A 15678-nucleotide genomic window follows, 5' to 3' on the forward strand; every position below is an offset into this window, starting at 1 on the left:
GGCTGAGTAAGCTCGAGGGTCCAGTCGTGCGACGGTGAAAGAAGTGGCACACGATTCTCACCGGACGTACGGGTTATCCACAGGCTCCAGCCGCTGTCGGCGACCCGGCGTAAGGTCGTTGCCATGGCGCTCGCGAGCCGCGCGGGCCCGCCATGACAGGGGGATACAGCAATGAGCACAGCATCAGCGGAGAAGACGGAACCGGCGGACCGAGACCTGCCGTGGGCGGGCCTGGCAGAGGTCACCTCCGCGGCCGAGCTGCGGGACCTGGTCGGCAAACCGAACGACCGCGCCGCCCGCAAGGTCCGTCCCGCGCTGCACGCACTGGACCGGCAGTGGCTGGCCAACTCCCCGTTCTGCCTGCTCGCCACGGCCGACGCGGAGGGCCGGTGCGACGTCTCACCCAAGGGCGACCCCGCGGGCTTCACGCTCGTACTGGACGACACCACGATCGTCATCCCCGACCGCCCCGGCAACAAGCGCGTGGACGGCTTCCTCAACGTCCTGGCCAACCCCCACGTGGGACTGGAGTACATCGTCCCCGGCCGCGGCGACACCCTCCGCATCAACGGACGCGCCCGGCTGCTGCGCGACGCCCCCTTCTTCGACGACCTGGCCGTCAAGGGCCACCGCCCGGCGCTCGCACTGCTCGTGGAGATCGAAGAGGTCTTCCACCACTGCGCCAAGGCCTTCCTGCGATCCGGCATGTGGCAACCGGAGACCTGGCAACCCGAAGCCCTTCCGTCCCGGGCCCGCATATCCAAGACCCTGGAGGCCCCGGACCTCCCGCTCGAAGCCCTGGAGGCCCACTACGGCCCGCGGTACGCCGACCGTCTGTACGGCTGACCGTAGGACTCACGGCCACCGGCCCGGGCGGGAGCGGCCGACGCCGCGGCGGGACGGGCGGCATGCGGACCGAAGCGCATGCGGGCGCGGTCGACGGCGGCTTCGATGCGGCGGGCCTTGTCGTCCGCCGGGTCGAACGTCAGCTGACGGGAGGCGCGTTCGGCCCGGCAGAGGTCCTCGGCCCGCAGCGCCACTGCTCGTACGCGCGCGCGTTGCAGACCGAGCGCGGCGTGCAGCGCGTACGCGACCTCGGTCAGCGCGGGCCCGTGCGCGGTCGGTTCGGCCAGCCGCCGGGTGCGGGTCGTGGTGGTGCGGTCGGCGTAGCGGACGGTGAGCGTGAGCGCGCCTGCCACCTGACCACTACTGCGCATCCGGGAACCGAGTTCGTCCGCGAGCGAGAGCAGCGCCCTGCGGCGCCGCGCCTCGTCCAGCTCGTCGTGGGCGAAGCGGTGCTCGGCGGCCATCGAGCGGGCCGGGGCGTTCGGGGTGACCGGAGTCGGATCGATGCCACGGGCCCGCTCGTACACCCGGCGGCCGGCCTTCGCGCCGAGGATGCGCTGCAGGGTGGCGGGCGGCGCCGCGGCGATCCGCCCGACGCTGTCGAGCCCGTACGAGCACAGGGCACGGGCCGCTGCGGGGCCGATGCCGTGCAGGGCGGCGGCGGGCCTGCGGTCGAGGAAGTCCGCGACGCCCTCGGGGTCACCGGGGACGACGCGGACCTCCCCGGGCGCCGCGTCCTGGGCAGCCATCCGGGCGAGCAGGGGGTTACCGGCGATGCCGATGGTGCATTCGACGTCGTACCAGGCCAGGGCGCGCAGCCGGAGCAGTTCGGCGATGCCGGCGGCGTCCCGGCCGAAGTACCGCTGCGCACCCCGGACGTCGGCGAGCGCGGCATCCGGCGGCAGCGCCTCGACCACGGGGGTGAACTCTCCCAACAACGCGATCAGTCGCTCGTACGTCTCCTCTCCGAGTGGGGAGACGGGCGCCTTTCCGCCGCGGGGGACGCTGCGGGACCCGCTGTGGGAGGAGGTGTCCGGTTCGGCCGAGGCGTCCGAGGGGGCCGGAGCTGCCGGAGACGCCGGAGCAACCGGTGAGGCCGGGGCTGCTGGGACTGCTGGGACTGCTGGGCGGAAGCGTACGTACAGCGCGGCGCCGGCCGCCGCGGAAGGGGGCGAGGGAGGGAGGTGTCGGTAGGTGGTCATCCTGCGCTCCCTGGGCTGGCGTGCCAGAGCTTGCGGCCGGTGGCGGCACGTTCGCCCGCGGGCCGGAGGTCGGCCCACGGGTGCAGGGTGTAGCCGGTGGGCAGCTGAATGACTCGCTCGTCGCCGGGAGTTGCCGAGTCGTCCGGTGACGACGAACCGTCCGGTGACGACGAGCCGCCCAGTGGTGACGAGACGTCAGGAGTTGCCGAGTCGGAGGGAGGCGTGGCGGGTGCGGCACTTGCGCTAGGGCCGGAGCCCGGGGTGGCGCCCAGGGCGAGGCCGGCGCCCGGCTCCGCGGCGGCGTACAGCTCGCGGTCGGCGGAGCCGCTGCGGCTGTGGGGGTGACCGGTGACGCGCGCACCCGGATTCCCCGCAGCGGCGGAGCTCGCGGCAGCCGCCGGGGTGGGGGTGGACGGGGAGGCGGAGGTGGAGGCGGAGGTGGGGGTGGAGGGGGTGGGGGTGGGGGTGGGGGTGGGGGGTGGGGGCGGGGCCCGGGGGGAGGGAAGGGTGGGAGGCAAGGTGAGCCGTGACCGCCCGAAGCCCGCCCCGCTCCCGGAGTTCCGCCAGTTCCGCGAGGTTCCAGACCGCCGTACCGACCACGCTGAGGCTGCGCGGGCCGCGACGCTGGACCGTGCCGCGTACCAGGAGCAGCCAGGAGTGGAAGACGGTGTGGGCGCACGCCTCGTGGCTGTCGTCGAAGAAGGCGCAGTCGACCAGGCCCGTGCTGTCGTCGAGGGTGGTGAAGATGACCCGCCGCCCGGAACGGATCGGCGGCGTCTGGGTGGCCGCCTTGGCCCCGGCGACCAGGACCGTGTCGCCGTGCCGGGCCTCGCGCAGCCGCTTGGCGGGGAGTACGCCCAGTTCGTTCAGGAACTGCCCGTGGTCCCCCATCAGGTGCCGGGAGGTGTCCATGCCGAGTACGCCCAGTTCGGCGCTGAGCCGCTCGGCGTCGCTCAGGTCCGGCAACCCGGCCGGGGCCGATGCCGCGGCGGACAGCGGGAGTTGGGTGTCGGCCGGTGCGCCCCGCTGCTGGCGGTGGAGTTCGGCGATGTGCAGCAGCAGGTCGCGGCGGTTGGCGCCGAAGGAGTCCAGCGCGCCGACCCTGGCGAGGCGTTCGAGTACCGGGCGGCCGGGGTGGGCGCGGCGCCAGAGGTCCTGGAGCGAGGAGTAGGGGCGGCCGGCGGCTATGCGTTCGGCCTCCGCTTCGCTGATGCCGTGCACTTCGGAGAGCGCGAGCCGCAGCCCCCACACGGCGGAAGAGGACCCCGCAGAAGCCTTGGATCCCATAGAGGCCTTGGACCCCGCAGAGGCCTTGGCCCCCGCAGAAGCCTTGGACCCCATAGAGGCCTTGGACCCCGCAGAAGCCTTGTACCCCGCAGAAGCCTTGGCCCCCGCAGAGGCCTTGGATCCCGCAGTGCCCTCGGGCCCCGTAGGTGCCACCTTGGACCCCACAGCGTCCTTACGCCCCGCAGCGTCCTTGAACCCCACGGTGTCCCTAGGCCCCACAGCGTCCTTAGACCCCGCTTTCGCACCATTACCCCCAGACACCAGTTCGATTCGATAGGCGACATCGGACCGGTTCACGTCCAAGGGGAGGATCGGGACGCCGCGGCGGCGGGCGTCGGCGAGGAGGAGGCGCTTGGGGTACATGCCGGGATCGTGGGTGAGCAGCCCGGCGTAGAAGGCGGCCGGGTGGTGGGCCTTGAGCCAGGCGGACTGGTAGGTCGGTACGGCGAAGGCCACCGCGTGCGCCTTGCAGAAGCCGTACGAGCCGAACGATTCGACGATCTCCCAGGTGCGGGCGATGTCCTCGCCGGAGTAGCCGTGCCGTGCGGCCTGTTCCGCGAACCAGACGCGGATGCGGCCCTGCGACTCGGGGTCGGACAGGCCGCGGCGTACCCGGTCCGCCTCGTCCAGGCCGCAGCCGGTCATGCGGTCGATGATGCGCATGACCTGTTCGTGGAAGACCACGACTCCGTACGTCTCGCGCAGGGCTTCCGCCAGGTCGGGGTGGGGGTAGCGGACGGGTCGGCGGCCGTGCCGGGATTCGATGAAGGGCCGGACCATGTCGGCGGCGACCGGCCCCGGGCGGAAGAGGGAGATGTCCACGACCAGGTCGTGGAAGGTGGCGGGCTGGAGCCGGCCGATCAGGTCGCGCTGGCCCGGGGACTCGATCTGGAAGCAGCCGAGGGTCTCGGTGGAGCGGATCAGGCCGTACGTGGCGGGGTCGCCGGGTGGTACCTGCGCCGGGTCGTCGAGGTCGGGCGCCGGCTGTCCGGTGACGCGGCCGACCTCGGCGGTGGCGTGCGCCATCGCGGACTGCATCCGTACGCCGAGCACGTCGAGTTTGAGCAGGCCGAGGTCCTCCACGTCCTCCTTGTCGAACTGGGACATGGGGAAGCCCTCACCGCCGGTGGGCACCACGGGGGTGCGCCCGGTGAGCGTGGCGTCGGAGAGGAGTACGCCGCAGGGGTGCATGGCGGTACCGCGGGGCAGTGCGTCCAGCCCTTCCACCAGGTCCCAGAACGGCGCGGGCGGCGGGTTGTCCCGCAGGTCGCGCAGCTCGGGCAGTTCTTCCAGTGCCGCCCGCGCGTCCCGCGCCCGGATGTGCGGGAAGGCCTTGGCGATCCGGTCCACCTCGGCCGGGTCCATGCCGAGGGCCGCGCCGACGTCGCGTACGGCGTGCCGTACGCGGTAGGTCTCGGGCATGGCGACGGCGGCGACGCGTTCGGCGCCGAAGCGGTCGAAGATCGCGTGGTAGACCTCCAGGCGGCGCGCTGACTCCACGTCGATGTCGATGTCGGGGAGGACGGCGCGGCGCTTGGAGAGGAAGCGTTCCATCAGCAGGCCGTGCTCGACGGGGTCGGCGTGGGCGATGCCGAGCAGGTGGTTGACGAGGGAGCCGGCGCCGGAGCCGCGTGCGGTGACGCGGATGCCGAGGCGCCGGGTGTCCTCGACGACCTGGGCGACGGTGAGGAAGTACGACGCGAAGCCGTGGTGGTCGATGATGTCCAGCTCACGGTGGAGGCGTTCCCAGTACGTACGGGCCGCCGGGCCGCGGTCGTAGCCGCGGCGGACCATTCCGGCGGCGCAGCGTGAGCTGAGTACGCGGGAGGCCGTGCGGTGCTCAGCGCCGACGAGCCGGGGTTCGGGGAAGTGGACGGTGCCGAGGCCGATGTCGTCCTGGGGGTCGACCAGGCATTCCCCCGCCGTCTCCTCGGTCATGGCGAGCAGCCGGTGGGCGGTGTCGCGGCGGTGACCTGCGGCTTCGGCGATGCGTTCGGCGGTGCGGGCCATGGTGTCGGCGTCCTTGAGCCAGCGTTCGCCGCTGTCGCGGGCTTCGGGGCGGTGGCGGTCGATGGGCACCAGGCGGCGGGCGGAGTCGAGGACGTCGGCGACGGGGCCCTGGCCGGGGTCGGCGTAGCGGACGGCGTTGCTGAGGACGGCGCGTACGCCGTGGTCGACGGCGAAGCCGAGGGTGCGGGCTGCGAGCCGGAGGGAGCCGGGGCCGGTGCCGGTGCGGCCGTGGTGGACGATTTCGAGGCGCAGTGCGTCGCCGTAGAGCTCGCGCCAGGGGGCGAGGAGGCGGGCGGCGCGGTCGGGGCGGCCCGCGGCCAGCGCGCGGCCGACTTCGGATTCGGGTCCGAGGAGGACGAAGACGCCGTCCGTGGGGTCGCCGAGGCGGGCCGCTGCTTCGCGTACGTCGTCGCCGGTGCCGGCGGGGGTGCCGTTGCCGCCGGTCAGGGCTTCCCAGGGGAGGAGGGGGCGTTCGCGGTCGGTGGCGTGTGCGGCGGAGACCAGCCGGCAGAGGGTGGCCCAGCCGCGGGCGCCGTCGCGGGCGAGGAAGACGGCGCGGGCGGCGGATTCGTCGATGAAGGCTCCGCCGCGTACGGGGGTGCGGCGGCGTGCGGTGGGGGTGGGGTCCGGCTGGGGTTCGGCGATCGCCAGCTCGGTGCCGAACAGTGGGCGGATGCCGGCTTCGGCGGCGGCCTTGGCGAAGCGTACGGCGCCGGAGAGGGAGTCCCGGTCGGTGAGGGCGAGGGCGTCCATGCCGCGTTCGGCGGCCTGCTCGGCGAGCCGTTCCGGGTGCGAGGCGCCGTACCGCACGGAGAATCCCGATGCGGTGTGCAGGTGCGTGAACCGGGACATTCGCACCTCCTACCGCGTGAGCACCCCCTGACTGACTTCGTATCCCCCGTCTCACTCACACCATAACGCCTTCTTCGAACGCGCGTACGAAACACATGTGCGAGCGCATTCACGCGACGCGCCGGGACACGTCCACCCGACTGCATATCTTCCGCCCGAAACAGAAGATATGGGACGAATCGCTACGGACATTACGGACACGAGGAGCGGCACATGGCCACAGCGGACGGCGGTACCGGCACCGGGGCCGATGGCGGGGCCGGCGCCAGAGGTGGCGGCGACGGCGCCAGAGGTGGCGAGGCCGGCGCCCGCACCACCTTCGCCGGGGAGCTGAAGGACGCGGTGTCGGTGCGGGCCGCACTGCTGATCATCGGGGTACTGGTACTGACGGCCGCGTTCATCGCCTCGTACGCGGGCGCGTTCCACTCCCCCAAGCCCCGGGACGTGGCCTTCGCGGTCGTCGCGCCCCCGCAGGAGCGCGGCCGGCTGGTCGCGAAGCTGGACGGGCTGCAGGGCTCGCCGCTCGACGCGCGGCCGGCCGGTTCGCGGGCCGAGGCCGTCCGGCAGCTGAAGGACCGGGAGATCGACGGCGCACTGGTGGTCGACCCGCGGGGCAAGCAGGACGAGCTGGTGGTCGCCGGCGGCAGCGGCAGCGCGCTCTCGGATGCGCTGCAGAAGGTCCTCACCAAGGCGGAGCAGGCGGAAGGACGGACGGTCCGGACGACCGACGCGGCCCCGGCGGACCCGCAGGACGCCCGCGGCCTGTCGTCGTTCTACCTGGTGGTGGGGTGGTGCGTGGGCGGCTACCTGTGTGCCGCGATCCTCGCGATCAGCTACGGCGCGCGTCCCACCAACGGCAGGCGGGCCGTCATCCGGCTCGGGGCGCTGCTGGTGTACTCGGTACTGGCGGGGCTGGCCGGAGCGCTCGTCATCGGCCCCGCGCTCGGGGCGCTGCCGGGCAGTGTGGCGGCGCTGTGGGGGCTGGGCGCGCTCATCGTGTTCGCGGTGGGCGCCACGACCTTCGCGTTCCAGGGCGTCGCCGGGATCATCGGCATCGGGCTGACGATTCTCGTGGTCGTGATCGGCGGCAATCCGAGCGCGGGCGGCGCGTATCCGTATCCGCTGCTGCCGCCCTTCTGGCACGCCATCGGGCCCGCGCTGCCGCCGGGCGCGGGCACCTGGGCGGCGCGTTCGATCGCGTACTTCGACGGGCGGGCGCTGACCGGACCGCTGCTGGTACTCGCCGCCTGGGCTGTGGTCGCGGCGGCGCTGACGCTGGTCTTCGCGGTGCTCTCGGTCGGGCGGGGCGCGGTCGAGCGGAGCGAGGTACGGCAGTAACAGGCGGCCGACCAGAGCGAGGCACAGCAACAGGCGGCCAACCACAGCGAGGCACAGCAACAACAAGCAGCCAACCACAGCGAGGCACAGCAACAACAAGCAGCCAACCACAGCGAGGCACAGCAACAGCAGGCGGCCAACCACAGCGCAGTACGGCAGCAGCAGGCGGCCAACCACAGCGAGGCGCAGCAACAGCAAGCAGCCGACCGCAGCGCGGTACGGCAGCAGCAGGCGGCCGTACGCACACGGGCTGTCCGTCCGGCCGCCTGCCGTATCCGTCCGTACGGCTCACATGTGCGTGCCGCCGTCGATCCGGAGTTCCGTGCCCGTGATGAAGGCGCCGTCGTCGGAGGCGAGCATCGCGATGACGCCCGCGACCGTCTCCGGCCCGGCGAACCCCTCGCCGACGGCCGGCATCAGCTTCGTGAACAGGCTCATGTCGGCGTCCTCGGGCAGCCCGGGGCCGCGGCCCGTCGTCATGCCGCTGGCGATCGACCCCGGTGCCACGCACACCGCGCGCAGCCCCTGCTTGCTGTACTCGCTCGCGATGGCGTGGGTCATCGACTGGATGCCGCCCTTGCTCGCCGCGTACGCCGCCATGTACGGGTGCGCGAACGAGGCCGAGGTGGAGCTGAAGTTGACGATCACCGGCTTCTCGCCCGCCAGCAGGGCGGGCAGCGCCTCGCGGATCATCAGGAACGTGCCGGTCAGGTTGGTCGTGACGACCTTGTTCCAGAAGTCCAGGGTGGTCTTGTGGGTGTGCTCGGAGCGGAGGATGCCGGCCGCGTTGACCAGTACGTCCAGGCCGCCGAGCGCCTCCACGGCGGACGCCACGCCCGCGGTGACCGCGGCCTCGTCGGATATGTCCAGGACCGCGGTGGTGAGCCGGCCGCCGGCGCCGGCCGCCGCGGCGCGGTCGGCGGTGGCCTTCAGGCCCGTCTCGTCGACGTCCACGGCCACGACCCGGCCGCCTTCCGAGAGGACCCGGTGGACGGCGGCCTGGCCGATGCCCGACCCGCCGCCGGTGATCAGTACGCGGCGGCCCTCGTAGCGGTTCATGACGTTGCTCCGTTCTCGTCGGTGCGGGGCTCTCCGTCGAGCTCCGGCGGTGACACCGTATGCCTGTGTGACACCGTACGACTGTGCGACACGCTATGCCTGCGTGGCACAGTGTGCCATCTCTGCGGCCTGTGCCACTCCGGCGTACGGCGGCGTACACTCCGGCCATGTCCGTCGCACAGTCCGCCCGCCCGTCCTCTCACTCCTCGTCTCGCTCGTCCGTGCGTGCGTCCTCCCTCACGGAGCGGCGCAAGGCCGCGACCGAGCTGGAGATCGCCCGTACCGCCGCCGCGCTCTTCGCCGAGCGCGGTGCCGCCGTGACCGCGGAGGACATCGCCCGAGCGGCGGGCGTCGCGCCGCGCACCTTCTACCGTTACTTCCGCACCAAGGAGGACGCGGTCGCGCCGATGCTGACCGGTGGCGTACGGGACTGGGCCGAGGGGCTGGCCGAGCTCGCCCGGCAGGAGCCGGAGCTGCCGCTGGGCGAGGTGCTGGAGCGGGCGGCCCGCGAGGCGCTGACGCCCGCCGACGCGCGGGCCGAGGAGGCGCTGGAGTGGACCCGGGGCCTGCTGCACGCGATGCAGGACAATCCGGCGCTGCGCGCGGTCTGGCACCGCGCGCACCATGAATCCGAGCTGGCGCTGACCGAGGTACTGGCCCGGACGACCACGGCGGGCCCACTGGAGGTACGGCTGACCGCGGCCGCGGCGGACGGCGCGTTGCGGGCGGCGGTGGAAGTCTGGGCAGCAGGCGAGAGCGACGAAGCACCGGCCGAACTGGCGGCCCGGGGCATCCGCCTGGTCGCGTCGGGCTTCCCGTGGCTGATGGAGCGGCGGGGCGCCGAGGGCGCGTGAAGCCGGGCGGCGCTCACAGCTCAGGTGGTATGTACTACCTCTCCCCCGACCACGACCACCTCGGCCACCGTGCCCGGGATGTCTTCCGGGGCGGTGCGCAGGATGTCGCGGGAGAGGAGGACGAAGTCGGCGTGCTTGCCGACGGTGAGGGAACCCCGTTCGTCCTCCAGGAAGTTGGCGTACGCGGAGCCCATCGTGTAGCCGTGTACGGCGGTCTCGACGTCGATGGTCTCCTGCGGTCCCCAGGGCTCGCCGCCGCCGAGCGGGCGTCGGGTGACGGCGGTGTAGATGCCGATCATCGGGTCCATCTCGGCGACGTTCCAGTCGCTGGAGAAGGCGAGGACCGCGCCCGCCTCCTGGAGGCTGCGCAGCGGCCAGGCCTTGTGCCAGCGGTCGGCGCCGACGTTCTCGGCCCAGTCCTGGCCGGGCCCGGCGATCTCGGGTGCGGCGTGCCGGGGCTGCATGCAGGCGACCACGCCCAGTTCGGCGAAGCGCGGGGTGTCGGCCGGGTCCAGGCATTCGACGTGGACGATCTGGTGGCGGGCGTCGCGCGGGCCGTTGACCGTGCGGGCGTGTGCCACCGCGTCCAGGACGGTGCGGATGCCGCGGTCGCCCGTCGCGTGCACGAAGCACTGGAAGCCGAGGAAGTCCAGTTCGGTCAGCAGCTCGGCGAACTCCTCCGGCGGGTAGAAGGTCTCGCCGCGGTGGTGGCGGCAGCCCGCGTACGGGGCGAGGAGTGCGGCGGTGCGCGGTTCGACCACGTCGTCGATGTAGAGCTTCAGGGGGCCGACGGAGAACCGGTCGTCGTCGAACTTCTCGGCTGCGGCGGCGAAGTCGACGAGGTCGGCGCCGGTCGTGCCGCGGGGGTGGAAGAGGGCGGCGACGACGCGGGAGCGCAGTCGGCCCTCCGTGCGGGCGCGCTCGAAGAGGGCCAGGTCGTCGAGGGAGTTCTGGGGTTCGACCACCGTCGTGATGCCGAAGCGGACGGCGTCGTCCAGGCTGCCGGCCAGCCGGCGGTACTGGCGGTCGGGTGACGCCCACGGCACGCCGAGGCCGCGCAGTGCGCGGTGGCCGTCGCGGGAGAGGCCGCGGACGGCGAAGTCCCGGAGGAATCCGGTGGGTTCGCCGGTGGCGGGGTCGGTCTCGGCGCGTCCGTACGGCAGGTCGGTGCGGTCCTTGGTGATGCCGAGGCGGCGCAGGGCCGCGGTGTTGAGCCAGGCGGTGTGCACGTCGTAGCTCAGGACGAAGGCGGGGGTGCCGCCGGTGACCGGGTCGAGGTCGGTGGCGCGGGGCATGCGGCCGCCGGGGAGCGCCGAGTAGTCCAGCGCCTCGGCCTCGATCCACTCGGCGTCGGGGTGTGCGGCCCGCCAGGTGCGGATGCGGTCGTGGACCTCGTCCAGGGTGCGGGCGCCGGCGAGCTGGACGCAGGCGTCGTCGGAGCCGAGGCGTACGTGGTTGTGCGCGTCGATGAAGCCGGGCAGCACCAGCCGGCCCCGGCCGTCGAGGACTTCGGTGCGGCCGGAGACCCGCTCTTCGGCCGCGTCGTCGGGGCCGATCCAGACGATGCGGCCGTCACGCACGGCCAGCGCCTCGGCTTCGGGCAGCGCGGGGTCCACGGTGTGGATGCGGGCATTGCGGAGGACGAGGTCGGCGGCGGGGTGGGGGCGGGGCATGTGCGGTCCTGTTCCTGTGAGGGCGGCGGAGCGGACGGGGAAGTGGTCAGGGCAGGGAGACCGGGGCGGGTGCGGTGTGCCGTCCCCGTACCAGCGCCGCGTACGCCAGCCCGGAGACCACCGACCCGAGCAGCGTGAGGTCGCCGCCGCCGAGCGGGGCGACGAGCGGTCCGGTCCACAGTTCGGAGTCGCAGGTCAGCGCGGCGAAGAGGAGGCCTGCGAGGAGTGCGGCCAGGCCTTCGGCGTGCCAGCCGGCGCGGTACCAGTAGCGGCCGCCCGGGCCGGCGTGCAGTGCGTCGGCGTCGTACCGGCAGCGGCGCAGCAGCATGTCGGCGAGGAAGACGCCGCCCCAGGGGGCGAAGACGATGACCATCAGGGAGAGGAAGGAGAGCAGCGACTCGGTGAAGTCGGCGAGGAAGAGGGCGTAGAGGGAGCCGGCGACGGTGACGGCGGCGCTGACGACGATGGTCCTGGCGCGGGTCCAGGGGATGCCGAGGACCTGGAGGTTGAGGCTGGAGGAGTAGAGGGTGAGGATCGAGTTGGTGACCGAGCCGCCCAGTACGAGCAGCAGGAACAGCGGTCCGAACCAGCCGGGCAGCAGTCCTTCGACGCCCGCGACGGGGTCGGTCATGTCGGCGCGGGTGGCGGCGGCGACGCCCGCGACGCCGAGGCCGACGGAGGAGAGGAAGCCGCCGAGGGCGCCGCTCCAGGTGAGCGCGCGCAGTGAGGTGTCCTTCGGCAGGTAGCGGGTGTAGTCGGCGGGCATCGGGAGGTAGGAGACCGGCCCGGAGAGCATGACGACGAGGGCGAGGGTCCAGGCGCTGAAGCCGCCGGCCGCGCCCTGTGCGGCGGGGGCGTGCGGGTCGAGGCCGGGCAGCAGGAGGACGAGCAGGGCGGCGAAGCCGGCGCCGAGGACGTACGCCATCCAGCGTTCGGCGGCCTGCACGGTGGCGTGGCCCCACATCGCGACGGCGAAGGTGAGGGCGAGGGTGAGGAGCAGGGCGGCGGCGCGGGCCGGGGCGCCGTCGAGCAGGTGGGCGCCGGCGAGCAGGGCTTCGAGGGCGAGGGCGCCGACGACCGTGTTGACGATGGTGTAGCCGATGCTGACGACCCAGTTGAGCAGGCCGGCGGGCCAGTTGCCGCGGTGGCCGAAGGCGGCGCGGGAGATGACGAGGGTGGCGGTGCCGGTGCGGACGCCGCTGAGACCGGCGGCGCTGACGGCGAGGAAGGCGAGGCCGCCGAGGACGACGACGGCGGTGGCGGACCAGAAGGAGAGGCCGAAGGCGACGGCGAGGGTGCCGTTGATGACGTAGGTGAAGGTGAGGTTGGAGCCGAACCAGAGCCAGAACAGGTCCTTGGCGCCGCCGTGCCGGTCCTCGTCGGGGATGGGGTCGATGCCGTGGGTCTCGACTCTGAAGACCTCGTCGTCGGCGACTCCGGTGGACGTCATGCGATCCCCTCGCTCCGGCTCGGAAGGCCCCGACCACTGGCCCGACTTTGAATGGTGTTCAAAGTTCTTGAACGCCATTCAAAATGCCTGCCCGTCCCCCACCCGTCAAGGGTCCGCGGCGGATCCGCCGGGATAAGGTCGGGCGAACGAAGCGGCGTACGGAACGAAGGGCGGCCGGGCGGTGGCACGACGTCGGGACGGACAGGTCGCGGCCGACCGGATCCTGGAAGAGGCGATGGTGGCCATCGCCGAGGGCGGCCTCGCGGCGCTCACCATGTCGGCCCTGGCCAAGCGGCTCGGTACGAGCGGCGGGCACATCCTGTACTACTTCGGCAGCAAGGACCTGCTACTGCTGGAGGCGCTGCGGTTCAGCGAGGCGAAGCTGGCCGGGGAGCGGCGGGCGCTGCTCGCCCGCCGGCTCGGCGCGGTACGGATGCTGGACGCCTTCGTCGACCTCTACCTGCCGCGCGGGGCGCGGGACCCGCGGTGGATGCTGTGGATCGAGCTGTGGGCCCGTACGGCCGTCAACGAGCCGCTGCGGGAGGCGCAGGAGGAGCTCGACCGGGCGTGGCGCGAGGACCTGGCCGCGCTGCTGGCGAAGGGCGTCGCGCAGGGCCGCTTCGCCCCCGGGGACTGCGCGGGCCGCGCCTCCGAACTGCTCGCCCTGCTGGACGGCCTCAGCACGCGGGTGGTCCTCGGCCAGCGCGGCTCGGACCGGGCGGCGGCCCTGGCCACGGCGAAGTCGGCCGCGGCCCGGCTGGTGGAGCGCGTCTGAGCCGTCCGGAAGCCGGCGCAGCCGTCCGGAAGCGGGCGCCTCCGCACCGCGCCGCTCAGCTCACAGCCGAACCGCTCCCCGCCCGCCCCGTCCCTTGCCACGCTTCCCCCATGACCGATACCGCCGCGGTAGCCGTTCTGTCCGACATCCACGGAGTCGCCCCCGCCCTGGAAGCCGTACTCGCCGAGCCCGACGTGCGCGCGGCGCGCACCGTCGTCCTCACCGGCGACCTGCTGTCCGGGCCGCTGCCCCGCGAGACCCTCGACCTGCTGCGCGGCCTCGGCGACCGCGCCGTACGGCTGGCCGGCAACGGCGAACGGGAGCTGGTGGCGAGCCACCACGACCACGACGCCCCGGCGCCGGACGAGATCACGCCCTGGGCGGCCCGGCAGCTCACCCCCGCCGACATCGCCGAGCTCGCCGCGCTCCCGGCGGCCGTGACGCTGGACGTGCCGGGCCTCGGCCCGGTCCTCTTCTGCCACGCCACCCCACGCGACGACACGGAGGTGGTGCTCGCCGACTCCCGGCCGGAACGCTTCGCCGAGGTCCTGGCGGAGGTGCCGGAGGAGGTACGGACGGTGGTGTGCGGCCACACCCACATGCCGTTCGTCCGGCTCACGCACGGGCGGCTGGTGGTCAACCCCGGAAGCGTCGGAATGCCGTACGGGCAGGACGGCGCGCACTGGGCGCTGCTCGAGCCGGGCGACGGCGCGGTCGCGCTGCGCCGCACGCCGTACGACCGCGAGGCGGCCTGCGCCCGGATCGCGGCGGAGTCCGGCTTTCCGGGAGCGGCCGGGTGGGCGGACGAGTACGTACGGCACACCTACACCGCGGAGGAAGCGCTGGCCGCCTTCGGACCGCTGGACGGGCGGCAGGAGCCTGGGACCGCCCCCTGAACCGGCAAGAGGCCCGGCCCCCGTACGCGGTGTGCGTACGGGGGCCGGGCCGTGGAGCCGGGGTGCGGGGTGCGGGGTGATCAGCCGATCTGTGCTCCGTAGGCCTCCAGGGCCTCGGTGACCGGCTGGAAGAAGGTCTCGCCGCCCGAGGAGCAGTCGCCGCTGCCGCCCGAGGTCAGGCCGAGGGCCTTGTCGCCGGCGAACAGCGCGCCGCCGCTGTCGCCGGGCTCGGCGCAGACGTCGGTCTGGATCAGACCGTCGACCGTGCCTTCCTGGTAGTTGACGCTGGCGTTCAGGGCCTTGACGGTGCCGTCGTGTACCTGGGTGGTGGAGCCGCTGCGCTGGACCTTCTCACCGACGGTGGCCTCGGCCGCGCCGCTGATCTCCTGGGTGCTGCCGTTGTAGAGGTCGACGGCGCTGGGGTGGTCGGTGTCGGCGGTGTACTTCACCAGCGCGTAGTCGTTGCCGGGGAAGCTGGACTCCTCGGTGGCGCCGATCTCGCCGCCGCCCTGGGAGTCCGACCAGCTCTTGACGGGGTTGCCGCAGTGGCCTGCGGTGAGGAAGTACGGCTGGCCGTCCTTGACGACGTTGAAGCCGAGCGAGCAGCGCGAGCCGCTCCCCCAGATCGCGTCGCCGCCGGCGATGAAGGGCTTGAACTCCCCCTTGCTGCGGTGGAGCTGTACCTTGCTGCCGAGGCCGTCGACGACCTTGGTGAGCTTCGCCAGCTTCGCGCCCTTCACCGTGCGGTCAGCGGTGACGACGACCTTGTTGCTCCTGGGGTCGATGCCCCAGGAGGTGCCGGGGATGGTGGCCTTGCTCTTCAGGGTCTGCCGGGCGTCGTTCAGCTGGGCGAGCGTGTGCTGGACGACTCTGGGCTCGGCTCCCTTGGCCCGTACGGTGTCGGCCGCGGCCTCGTCCACGACGTTGACGACCAGCTTCTTGGCCTTGGCGTCGTAGTACGAGCCGGCCGTGCCGTCGGTGAGCTGCGCGGCGAGCTTGCCGGCCGCGGCCGGCGTCAGCGACAGCGGCTCCGGGGCCGGGCTGGCGTTGGCGCTGAGCGCGAAGGTGGCGCTGGCGGCCAGGGCGAGGACGCCGGCACCGGCCAGGGCGGCACGGCGCTTGGGTATGCGTCGGTGCTTCAACTCAAAACCTCCCGTGGGGGGAAGGGCCCGCCGAGTGGGGGAAGCGCGGGCCCTGAGGGGTGGAGATCGAGACACGGACGTGAACGGGCCATCCGTCGCGGACGGTCATCGCGCCCGCCGTGCGGCCGGGTGCCGTACGTGCGCGCAGCCCACCTGTGCTGCCCACCGTCGGAAGCCGCGTCCGGACCGACAGTCGCGTCCATGCCAATACGCGTCGCCGAGTATTCCCACCGTCCGAGGGCACGCACAAGACCGAGTTCCGGTCTTGGGCACGACGATTCACCGATCGTCCAC

The 15678-nt window shown here is 73.1% G+C and carries 11 protein-coding genes; 5 read left to right on the plus strand and 6 right to left on the minus strand.

Annotation, left to right across the window (positions count from 1 at the left end; all coding sequences use genetic code 11):
* Nucleotides 1-171 precede the first annotated feature (171 nt).
* Nucleotides 172-846 (plus strand): pyridoxamine 5'-phosphate oxidase family protein, encoded by a 675-nt coding sequence (locus AAC944_RS09055; protein WP_078889024.1) that lies wholly within the window; start codon nt 172-174, stop codon nt 844-846.
* On the opposite strand, the gene AAC944_RS09060 is transcribed toward AAC944_RS09055, so the two are convergent.
* The gene (locus AAC944_RS09060; protein WP_063760044.1) at nt 810-2048 is read right to left on the minus strand and encodes a DNA polymerase Y family protein; all 1239 of its coding nucleotides are present in this window, start codon (nt 2046-2048) and stop codon (nt 810-812) included. The genes AAC944_RS09055 and AAC944_RS09060 overlap by 37 nt on opposite strands.
* Before the next feature lie 243 nt (nt 2049-2291).
* Entirely contained in the window at nt 2292-6197 is a 3906-nt protein-coding gene (locus AAC944_RS09065; protein WP_368397055.1) for a DNA polymerase III subunit alpha, read from the minus strand.
* 213 nt (nt 6198-6410) lie between these two features.
* Here AAC944_RS09065 and AAC944_RS09070 point away from each other — a divergent pair, with 213 nt between their 5' ends.
* Nucleotides 6411-7535, plus strand: a complete 1125-nt coding sequence (locus AAC944_RS09070; RefSeq protein WP_368397056.1) for a YhgE/Pip domain-containing protein — start codon at nt 6411-6413, stop codon at nt 7533-7535.
* 288 nt (nt 7536-7823) lie between these two features.
* On the opposite strand, the gene AAC944_RS09075 is transcribed toward AAC944_RS09070, so the two are convergent.
* A complete protein-coding gene (locus AAC944_RS09075; RefSeq protein WP_030624641.1) occupies nt 7824-8594 on the minus strand; it encodes an SDR family NAD(P)-dependent oxidoreductase in 771 nt (256 codons plus the stop codon).
* A 167-nt stretch (nt 8595-8761) separates the two neighbouring features.
* Between AAC944_RS09075 and AAC944_RS09080 the strand changes: the two genes are divergently transcribed.
* Nucleotides 8762-9448: a TetR family transcriptional regulator gene (locus tag AAC944_RS09080; RefSeq protein WP_078888987.1), complete on the plus strand. Its 687-nt coding sequence runs from the start codon at nt 8762-8764 to the stop codon at nt 9446-9448.
* A 20-nt stretch (nt 9449-9468) separates the two neighbouring features.
* Here the strand turns inward: AAC944_RS09080 and AAC944_RS09085 are convergent, their stop codons facing one another.
* Together AAC944_RS09085 and AAC944_RS09090 are read right to left on the minus strand one after the other, a co-directional pair.
* A complete protein-coding gene (locus AAC944_RS09085) occupies nt 9469-11121 on the minus strand; it encodes an amidohydrolase (protein ID WP_030624635.1) in 1653 nt (550 codons plus the stop codon).
* Between the two features lie 46 nt (nt 11122-11167).
* A complete protein-coding gene (locus tag AAC944_RS09090) occupies nt 11168-12571 on the minus strand; it encodes a purine-cytosine permease family protein (RefSeq protein ID WP_030624633.1) in 1404 nt (467 codons plus the stop codon).
* Nucleotides 12572-12806: 235 nt separating this feature from the next.
* Between AAC944_RS09090 and AAC944_RS09095 the strand changes: the two genes are divergently transcribed.
* Complete coding sequence (locus tag AAC944_RS09095; protein ID WP_078888988.1) at nt 12807-13346, plus strand: TetR/AcrR family transcriptional regulator; 540 nt, start codon at nt 12807-12809, stop codon at nt 13344-13346.
* Nucleotides 13347-13456: 110 nt separating this feature from the next.
* Nucleotides 13457-14242 carry a metallophosphoesterase family protein gene (locus AAC944_RS09100; protein ID WP_030624627.1) on the plus strand — a complete coding sequence of 262 codons (786 nt, stop codon included), beginning with the start codon at nt 13457-13459 and terminating at the stop codon, nt 14240-14242.
* Nucleotides 14243-14322: 80 nt separating this feature from the next.
* Here the strand turns inward: AAC944_RS09100 and AAC944_RS09105 are convergent, their stop codons facing one another.
* Complete coding sequence (locus AAC944_RS09105) at nt 14323-15384, minus strand: S1 family peptidase (protein ID WP_030624624.1); 1062 nt, start codon at nt 15382-15384, stop codon at nt 14323-14325.
* Nucleotides 15385-15678 lie beyond the last annotated feature (294 nt).

This window comes from Streptomyces sclerotialus (assembly GCF_040907265.1).
In the GTDB taxonomy this organism is placed as follows: Bacteria; Actinomycetota; Actinomycetes; order Streptomycetales; family Streptomycetaceae; genus Streptomyces; species Streptomyces sclerotialus.

What these genes read in the sequence shown, in the direction of transcription:
- AAC944_RS09055 (WP_078889024.1), top strand. Translation starts at nt 172, where the DNA reads ATGAGCACAGCATCAGCGGAGAAGACGGAACCGGCGGACCGAGACCTG.
- AAC944_RS09060 (WP_063760044.1), bottom strand. Translation starts at nt 2,048, where the DNA reads ATGACCACCTACCGACACCTCCCTCCCTCGCCCCCTTCCGCGGCGGCC.
- AAC944_RS09065 (WP_368397055.1), bottom strand. Translation starts at nt 6,197, where the DNA reads ATGTCCCGGTTCACGCACCTGCACACCGCATCGGGATTCTCCGTGCGG.
- AAC944_RS09070 (WP_368397056.1), top strand. Translation starts at nt 6,411, where the DNA reads ATGGCCACAGCGGACGGCGGTACCGGCACCGGGGCCGATGGCGGGGCC.
- AAC944_RS09075 (WP_030624641.1), bottom strand. Translation starts at nt 8,594, where the DNA reads ATGAACCGCTACGAGGGCCGCCGCGTACTGATCACCGGCGGCGGGTCG.
- AAC944_RS09080 (WP_078888987.1), top strand. Translation starts at nt 8,762, where the DNA reads ATGTCCGTCGCACAGTCCGCCCGCCCGTCCTCTCACTCCTCGTCTCGC.
- AAC944_RS09085 (WP_030624635.1), bottom strand. Translation starts at nt 11,121, where the DNA reads ATGCCCCGCCCCCACCCCGCCGCCGACCTCGTCCTCCGCAATGCCCGC.
- AAC944_RS09090 (WP_030624633.1), bottom strand. Translation starts at nt 12,571, where the DNA reads ATGACGTCCACCGGAGTCGCCGACGACGAGGTCTTCAGAGTCGAGACC.
- AAC944_RS09095 (WP_078888988.1), top strand. Translation starts at nt 12,807, where the DNA reads ATGGTGGCCATCGCCGAGGGCGGCCTCGCGGCGCTCACCATGTCGGCC.
- AAC944_RS09100 (WP_030624627.1), top strand. Translation starts at nt 13,457, where the DNA reads ATGACCGATACCGCCGCGGTAGCCGTTCTGTCCGACATCCACGGAGTC.